The organism is Alkalinema pantanalense CENA528, from assembly GCF_050753345.1.
Classification (GTDB): Bacteria; Cyanobacteriota; Cyanobacteriia; order Leptolyngbyales; family Leptolyngbyaceae; genus Alkalinema; species Alkalinema pantanalense.
On record NZ_JBLZFX010000075.1, the window covers coordinates 20,570 to 29,284 of the forward strand.

Annotated in this window: 7 protein-coding genes; 4 read left to right on the plus strand and 3 right to left on the minus strand. The window is 48.4% G+C overall.

The features are described 5' to 3' along the window. Positions 1 to 146 precede the first annotated feature (146 nt). On the minus strand, positions 147 to 1,763 hold the full coding sequence (locus tag ACN4EG_RS19985) for a hypothetical protein (protein WP_431631949.1): 1,617 nt from the start codon (positions 1,761 to 1,763) through the stop codon (positions 147 to 149). A 590-nt stretch (positions 1,764 to 2,353) separates the two neighbouring features. Here ACN4EG_RS19985 and ureC point away from each other — a divergent pair. After that, positions 2,354 to 4,063, plus strand: coding sequence for an urease subunit alpha (gene ureC, locus ACN4EG_RS19990; protein ID WP_431631950.1), 1,710 nt, complete (start codon positions 2,354 to 2,356; stop codon positions 4,061 to 4,063). A 216-nt stretch (positions 4,064 to 4,279) separates the two neighbouring features. Further along, positions 4,280 to 4,996 (plus strand): potassium channel family protein, encoded by a 717-nt coding sequence (locus tag ACN4EG_RS19995; protein ID WP_431631951.1) that lies wholly within the window; start codon positions 4,280 to 4,282, stop codon positions 4,994 to 4,996. On the opposite strand, the gene ACN4EG_RS20000 is transcribed toward ACN4EG_RS19995, so the two are convergent. Beyond that, positions 4,953 to 6,569, minus strand: coding sequence for a cation:proton antiporter (locus tag ACN4EG_RS20000; RefSeq protein ID WP_431631952.1), 1,617 nt, complete (start codon positions 6,567 to 6,569; stop codon positions 4,953 to 4,955). The genes ACN4EG_RS19995 and ACN4EG_RS20000 overlap by 44 nt on opposite strands. Before the next feature lie 101 nt (positions 6,570 to 6,670). Here ACN4EG_RS20000 and ACN4EG_RS20005 point away from each other — a divergent pair, with 101 nt between their 5' ends. Next, the gene (locus ACN4EG_RS20005; protein ID WP_431631953.1) at positions 6,671 to 7,249 is read left to right on the plus strand and encodes a DUF3124 domain-containing protein; all 579 of its coding nucleotides are present in this window, start codon (positions 6,671 to 6,673) and stop codon (positions 7,247 to 7,249) included. A 265-nt stretch (positions 7,250 to 7,514) separates the two neighbouring features. Here the strand turns inward: ACN4EG_RS20005 and ACN4EG_RS20010 are convergent, their stop codons facing one another. After that, entirely contained in the window at positions 7,515 to 7,748 is a 234-nt protein-coding gene (locus tag ACN4EG_RS20010) for a hypothetical protein (protein WP_431631954.1), read from the minus strand. Between the two features lie 486 nt (positions 7,749 to 8,234). Here ACN4EG_RS20010 and ACN4EG_RS20015 point away from each other — a divergent pair. After that, positions 8,235 to 8,715, plus strand: a 481-nt coding sequence (locus ACN4EG_RS20015) for an IS1 family transposase (RefSeq protein WP_431631955.1), incomplete at its 3' end; no start/stop codon positions are given.

Genomic DNA, 8,715 nt, shown 5'->3' on the forward strand with positions numbered 1-8,715 from the left:
ACGGGATGCTTATAGATATGCCGCAAACCTAGCTGACTGATCATTGATTTCGGGCACAGGTGGCTATGATGTGACGCACAAAAGCCCTAGACAGCATGCTTGCTGCCCAGGGCTTTTTAGGTTTTTGGGCTCAAATTGAATGGTTTTTAGAACTTGTTATCTTGTTTTTGTAACTGTTGCAAGCGTTGTGACCGTTGAATTTTGCGCCGCCGTAATGCCTGAATGAGAACTCCGATCGCGCCAGGAAGCAGGGTCGAAATGGGAATTGCTTGTAAATTACGATCGAACCCCAAGTCATTTTCCGCGAGGGGATCTAGGGAGATCGCGGCTGCTCGGACAGAGCTAATGGGCATGGACAACGCATTTAAACTGAGCAATTTGGCAGGCGTGGCTTTGAGAATCACCAAGCGATCGGAGACCTTGAGGGACAACTGATTGTTTACCGGATTAATGGAAAAGGTAGACAGGGAGCCATTGGCATTAAATTGATAGCCCGTAACCGCCCCAATCTGATCGGTAAACGTTAGCGTAATGGGCTCACTGGCAACGGACAGGCGAGTTTTGGTGGTGGGATCCCAACTCGGTTCCCCCAGCCAGAGGGCTAAATAAAAATCACCATTCTGCTTTTGAAATAATGCCCGTTGTAGATTGGTGGTATCCCCTTGCAATGCATAGGTCAGTTTGCCAGGAGTAAAGTTTGCACCGGGATCCTTGAGAACAGTGATGAGATTTTTGAGAGCGTTATAGGCTGGTTTCGCCGTTCCATCACTGCGCAGGAGTCCAAAGGTTTGCGAATAGGTGGGATCGGTTTTCTGCTCGATGAGCTCATAGAGATAGGTGCGCCGAATTCCACTATTGAATTGGGACAGAAACATGCGCGGCATATACTTGGCGACGACATCTTCCGGTGTGCCGTAGGGCGTATTAGGGCCTTGGAGCGCATTGTACCAACCTGTTTCTGTGGAAATAATCGGCTTTGAACCTGTAACGGCTCCTGCGACATATTGTTTATTCCAAGCAATGCTGCCATAGCCATTGCCCCCCCAGCCCGTGGTTTCTGGATGTCTGCCGCCGAAATAGTTATGCAAGTTGCCGTAATCCGACCAAGCGGCTAAGCTGGGTAGCTTAGTTTTGACGGTTGTAATGGATGGAGCAATAACGGCTACATTTTTCAGTTTCGGATCACTTCTAACCGTGTTGTACAGTTGGATTTGTGAGTTGCGGGTGATATCGAACCAATTCGGTTTGCCGCGCAAATTAAGATCCGGTTCATTGACACCTTCAAAGGAAGTAATGGAACCATTGGTCCAAGTGTAAAGCTGACTGAGGAGACGATAATTCGTTTGGGGTAACGATCGGGTGGGTACCGAAGTGACTAAATTAAAGCGAATCCCCTTGCTAGCTAGGTCTCTCAAGCGTTCGTAATAAAACGAATTGGATTTTGCGCCAGCGTAGGTATAGGCTCCATCGCGAATGTGGCGCACACCTAAGTTTAATAACTTCGGTTTGATGAGGTCGTTAAAGCGGGCATAAACCGTGTTGGAGTAATGCAGGTGGGTGTTAATCCCAATAGAATTCACGAAACTATCCGAACTCTTGGCAGTTTCAGAAACCCAAGGAGCAGAAGAAGTTCCGATCGTCGCTGCGTGAGCCGATTGGATGCCTAGGGTAGACAGGCCGACTGTGGCCATCATCAGCCCAGTGAAAGAGGCGGCAATCTGAATTTTCCAAAGCTGTGATACGGCTTGGTTGCTCTTCATCATGTTCATTTTCATTGTGTTTGATTGAAATCAACATGGAAGATGCTTGCCCTTTGCTTGACTGAGTGTTGCTGACTAGAGATTGCTGACTGACGGTTGCGGATTGACGGCTGCAATACTGCCTCTGTTAATCAGGTGTGAATTGCGAACCATCCTAAGCATCCGGTTGGCCTCAAGTTGGCTTCAAGTTGGTTGGAAGCTTGCCCTGGGATAAGCAAAATGCTCCCCTAGAACCCTAGAAACTGACATGTCGGAAACAATGAGATCGAGAAAACAGTCATCAACTTCGTAAAACCCATTCGTAAGACCCAAGTACTGAACTTCGTTGTTCTACAGAATGCAGAATTCCCACACAGAATAAGGGGCTGCACTGCTGCTGCATGGCTAAGAACGTGGCACATAAAATAGTGGCACAGGTTAAAAAGAATCCTGGAATACCGTTGGCGTCCGATCGTCACCATCATGGAGTGGACGATCGCAGGACTGACCTTAAGCATTTTGGAAAAAATTTGAACCCAGACCAAATTCTCGGGAAACAGGTGGTATGGTTAGCCATACGCTCGTTTTTCTGGATTGGTCTACAGGAGCTAACTATGAGCTATCGGATGAGTCGCCGCGCCTATGCAGAAACCTACGGCCCCACGGTGGGCGATCGTGTGCGATTGGCCGATACCGAACTCATCATTGAAGTGGAACAGGACTACACCACCTACGGCGATGAGGTTAAGTTTGGCGGCGGCAAGGTGATCCGCGATGGCATGGGACAGTCCCCCATTACCAATGCCGATGGGGCTGTGGATACGGTGATTACCAATGCGCTGATTGTTGATTATTGGGGCATTGTCAAAGCGGATATTGGCATCAAGGATGGGTATATCTGCGCGATCGGCAAAGCGGGGAATCCCTACATTCAGGATAAGGTTGATATCATTATTGGCCCTGGGACGGAGGCGATCGCGGGGGAGGGCTTAATTCTGACCGCTGGCGGCATTGATACCCACATTCACTTTATTTGTCCGCAACAAATTGAAGTGGCGATCGCGGCGGGCATCACAACCATGATCGGCGGCGGGACAGGGCCAGCGGCGGGCACCAATGCAACGACTTGTACACCGGGGCCATGGTATCTGGGCCAAATGTTGAAGTCCCTAGATGCCTTTCCCATGAATTTTGGGTTGCTAGGCAAGGGCAATTCGGCCCAACCAGAGGCGTTGGAAGAACAGGTGGAGGCAGGGGCGATCGGCCTCAAGCTCCATGAGGACTGGGGCACCACCCCGGCAGCGATCGATACTTGCCTCGGCGTAGCGGAAGATTATGATGTGCAGGTGGCAATTCACACCGATACGCTGAATGAGGCGGGGTTTGTGGAAGACACGATCGCGGCCTTCAAAAATCGCGTCATTCACACCTACCACACGGAAGGCGCAGGTGGCGGCCACGCTCCGGATATTATCAAAGTTTGCGGTCAGCCCAATGTGTTACCGTCTTCCACTAATCCGACGCGGCCCTACACGGTGAATACGTTGGATGAGCATTTGGATATGCTGATGGTGTGCCACCACTTGGATCCCAGCATTCCGGAGGATGTGGCCTTTGCAGAGTCGCGGATTCGGCGGGAAACGATCGCGGCGGAGGATATCCTGCATGATTTGGGGGCGTTTAGTATTATTTCATCGGACTCCCAGGCCATGGGACGGATTGGGGAGGTGATCCTTCGCACCTGGCAAACCGCGCACAAGATGAAGGTGCAACGGGGTGCCTTGGCAACCGATCCGGCAACCCATGATAACTTCCGGGTGAAACGCTACGTTGCGAAGTATACGATTAATCCTGCGATTACCCACGGGATTGCGAAGCATGTTGGTTCGGTGGAAGTGGGTAAGTTTGCCGATTTATGTTTGTGGAAACCGGCGATGTTTGGCGTGAAGCCGGAAATGGTGATTAAAGGGGGAATGATTGCTTGGTCGCAGATGGGGGATGCTAATGCCAGTATTCCAACGCCGCAGCCGGTACATATGCGTCCGATGTTTGGCAATTTTGGCAGTGCGATTCATGGAACTTCGTTGACGTTCGTCTCGAAGTCGGCTTTGAAAAAAGGGGTACCGGATGCGTTGGGCTTGCAGAAAAAAGCAGTGGCGGTTTCGGGAATTCGCAGCTTGAGTAAGCGGGATTTGAAACTGAATGATGCTTTGCCGCAGATGGAGGTTGATCCAGAAACCTATGAAGTACGGGCGGATGGGGAATTGCTGACCTGTGAACCTGCAACGGTGTTACCCATGGCGCAGCGCTATTTTCTGTTCTAGAAATTTGCTGTGCTAGAAATCCACGGCTGGAGGGGCGATCGCGCCCCCCTTTATCCTGCGATCTCATCACTCTTTAGGGACAAGCTCAACCTGAGTTATCCAGTTCCTATGACTCCGACCATCAAATAGGATGTAACCGAAGAGGGTGCTTGTCAGGTAACGAGGAGCTTTGGAGGATTTCACTCTATATTAACAACAGTTACCAGAGTAATCGCTATGTATATTGTCATTGGTGGGGCAGGAATGATGGGACTGGGGTTAGCCCAGCAGTTATTAAATCTCGGTCATACTGTGGCAATCATTGATTTAGACCCACTTGCCTGTCGCTTTGCCCGTGAGAAAATTGGAGTCATGGCATTTGAAGGTAGCGCTGTTAGCACAAAGGTTCTGATCGAGGCGGGGATTCGAAAAGCCAATGCAGTGGTTGCTGCACTCAGAGATGACGCATTGAATTTAGCGATGATTACATTGTCGAGGAGTTATGGGGTTTCCCATATCGTAGTGCGAATGCGAGATCAGGAATTTCTAGAAGCTTACCGCTTAGCTCAAGCCAGCCACATTATCAGCACAGTTGATTTAGCCGTTGCAACCATGGTAAATGCCATCGAATACCCCGAAGTTGAGTCAATGATGCACTTTGAGCAGGGACAGGTAGAAGTGTTGAAATTGCCTGTCCCAGTCAATTGCTATGTGGCTGGTCGCACCGTTGCCCAAATTGCTCAAGACCCACGTTTTCCCAACAGTTCACTGATCATTGGTTATCAGGGCCATGCCTGCGCCAATTTAGAAATTCCAAATGGGAGTACTGTGCTGGAAGCGGGTTCGACGATTCTGGTTGTCACTCGTCCTGAGTTCGTTCACCAAATGATTGATTTTCTGGGCATTCAGGCTAGTCATCTTCCAACTTTAGAAGTTTCTCATCCAAATCTTTAACGTAAGACTGTACTAGATCTTCTGGCACAATCCGCTTGCGGAGTGCATCGCTTACGGCTCCTTTTTCTGCTAGAAGAAGCTGCCGCCGAATGGCATCTAGCCCACGACGATCGCTCCGTAGTTGATCTGCCCGATATTGATTATAAACGTCACGCAGCACCCGTTCTGACTCTGCGACCCGTGCCTGGTAGGACGCCCAAAGCTCTTCGTAAACTGCCTTGGGTAGTACACCTGACTTAAGTAAACTGTCTAATTCGTCCTGAGCGGCTTTAGCTGCAATCATCTGAATCTGCAACTTTCCAGCCTGTTCCATTGCATTAGAAGCTTGATTGATTTTTAACCGTTTGACTAGCCAAGGTAGACTTAGCCCTTGTCCAACTAGAGAAAACAGCACTGTGCCAAAGATCAATTCAATGATGTCGTTTCGTCCAGGCAAAGTTAGTGGAATACTGAGGGCCAATGCCATTGACAAAGAACCTTTAATATTCCCTAGGAATAAAACATGCTGCCAGCGTAGGGGAATGGGGCGATCGAACCAACGCAGTCCGGCTAGCAACAAATAGACTGAGAGAATTCGTCCCAGTTGACACGCCAAAATCACAAGCAGGATAGACGGTAGAATGCTCCACAGCGTCACCGGGTTAATTTCAATGCCGATTAGCAAGAAAATAAATGTATTGACTCCAAAACCTGCATACTCCCAAAAACTCAACAAAGTCATGCGATCGGACGCAGATGCAGTGCGAGGTAACCCAAGATTGCCAAAAATGAGTCCAGCAATGACTACCGCCACCGCACCCGATACCCCCAAGAATTGTCCGATCTGAAAGGTGCCTAATGCTAAGGCAACTGTCAACAATAATCGACTTAAAGGGTCATTGATCTGAGCAAAAATAGGCAAACTTAAGTAGCCTAAAATAGCTCCCACGAGTCCTCCACCCACAGCAACGACCAGTAGCTCTCTGACGCCTCCAATGACAGTCAGAGAGCCTGTTGCATAAACCACCAGAATCAAATTGAAGGAAACCAAGGCAGCGGCATCATTGAACAGAGTTTCTCCCTCTACAATGGTCGTTAATCGTGAAGGGACACGGATTTCCTTAAAAACAGCAATCATCGACACCGTGTCTGTATTTGCGAGAATGATCCCAATCAGTAGAGCCGGAATCCAGCTTAGCCCTAGCCCAAATTTCACCAGAACCGCAATAATTGCCGAAGATAAGATCGAGCCTGGGCCTGCCAGCAGTGCAATGGGTTTAAAGGTGCTACGGAGATGACTAATATGGGTATTGATTGCTGCTTCAAATATCAGAATAGGTAGGAAAAGATTTAAGACAAGAGATGGGTCTAACCCAATTCGACGGGACAAAACCTCCGTGATGGGCAACCCTGCCAATACCAAACCTGTGACGTACGGAATGCGCAATCGCTGGGTTACAAGGGCAACAGCCGTTGCAATCATGAGTAGAATGATCAAGATGATCACTAGCTCAGGAATAGCTCCTACTATTTTGCTGTCTGTAGCGGAATAACTGCTTAAAGGGGTTTGTTGCGCTAAAATCCACTCTATCACCGATCCTCCTCCCATAACCTTGCTCTCCCTCAAAATCACCGGGCTACTACCGTTTGAGTTTACCGGAGAGGATTAGTTTTGCGGTAAGCGTAACTGCAATTATGTATGAGATGCTTGGACGAATGCCAATGAAGCTAAAGCAGCATTTCTGGGTCTGTTGGGCGATCGCTGCGATCGTCCTTACCGCCTGTTCAACTCAAACTGACCTACAAAAGCAACCATCCAGCCCTGAGCGTAAAACCTCGTTGAGAGCAGCCACTGTAAATCCCTCAAAAGTAGTGATGGGACAGACCTTATATGTTCCGATTTACTCACATATTTATCACTATAATAGCCAGGATCATATGGTGCATCTGTCAGCTACGCTGAGTATTCGCAATGCAGATCTGACTAATTCGATCATGATTACTTCTGTACGGTACTATGACACTAATGGGCAACTGATTCGACAAGATGTTGAGAGTCCAGTAGAACTCAAACCACTTGCTTCCACAGACTTCTTTATTGCAGCAGACGATACAAGGGGGGGATCAGGTGCAAACTTTATTGTGGAGTGGGTTGCAGAAAAAAAGGTTTATGAGCCTGTCATTGAAGCTGTCATGATTAGCACGCATTATCAACAAGGGATTTCGTTCGTCAGTCCTGCTAAAGTTCTTAAACAACACGGAATGCAAAACTGATCTCAGCAGACTATTGCTCTTCAAAAAGAGAAATTAGAAAAGAAGAATAAGTTGCTTAAGTACTGAATTATTCCAGTGCTTAGCTTGGCGCAGTAAATAGTGTAAGGCAGTCTCTTCGTCATTCAAGTATTTTCTGAATGAGCGTCCTTATACTTGTGGAGATCCCAACAGGGATCTCACAGCCGGACAAACAATTGATGTGAGAACAGTCAAGCTAGAACTTGATCCTGTTGCTTTAGGCAAAGAGTGCCCTATGTATAGGATCCTATGTATTGAGATAACTATTGCTAGATCGATCTCGTTGCATCAGGCTCACGTGTTTCCAGTCTGAACCGGGAACGGGAACGGGTCTGCTCCAGAGAACACGATCGGAGAAACGCAAGGCATGCAATTGGTCAATCGCTGCTTGTACTTCTTTGCGAGTGCCTAGGAGATAAAATTGCAATGGCTGCCGATCGTCCTCGATGACACGATCGAGATCGCCAAAACTAATAAACATGGGATTTCTCCAGATTGTAGAGAGGGGAAGAAACCCCAAAAATTAAAGCCACCCTTACACAAGACAAAGTAGGGTGGCCCGATCGAATGTTACAATCCGTGTCAGACCTCCTAGCTGCTCTTTCCAGCTTGGGGGTTTAGCTGCCCTCTGTTGTTACCAGCAACGTTGGGTAGCGCTTCAATTTTTGGGAAACAAGCTGATTCAATCGGGACTGAAAAAACACGGTTGTACTCAGCTATGAAAACTAAGCCTACGAATAAACCAGGCTTCTGTCAAGTACTGAGATAATTCGCAACAGTGTGATATTTGGCAACATCGATCGATTCTCTAGAACCTTCGCCTAGCATGGAAAGAACGATCGAGTTATTTTAAGGGCTGGATGGTGCAGAAATGGGTTGTGCGTGTGTGGGTAGTGCCCTGAAGGGCAGGATAGAATAGATTAAGAGGAACTCAAGAGATTGTGAACCGGAGGTACTGACGATGACAATGCATACCTGTCCAAGTTGTGGGTCACAAGAGGTCAGTCGCAATGGTCTGACCCGGCATGGCAAACAAAATTATAAATGTCGCGACTGTGGTCGTCAGTTTGTCCTCGATCCCGTCTGGAAAGCCATTACTCCAGAACAGTATGAACTGATTGAGCGGATGCTACTCGAGCGCGTCTCCCTAGCGGGAATTGCCCGGATTCTGCAAATTTCTGAAGATACCGTGCAACGCTATGTCAACGCCAAAGCTGCTGTTGTGCCCCAACAAGTGGAGGTGAGTGAGAAACCAAAAAAGCGCCTAAATGTCCAGATGGATGAGTTGTGGTCATTTGTCGATGAGAAAGGCAATGAGCAGTGGGTTTGGTTGACGATCGATGCTCAAACGCGAGAGATTGTCGGGGTTCAAGTGGGTGACCGGAGTGCGGCATCGGCTCAAGCGTTATGGGAGTCGATGCCCCCGGTGTATCGGCAATGTGCAGTGA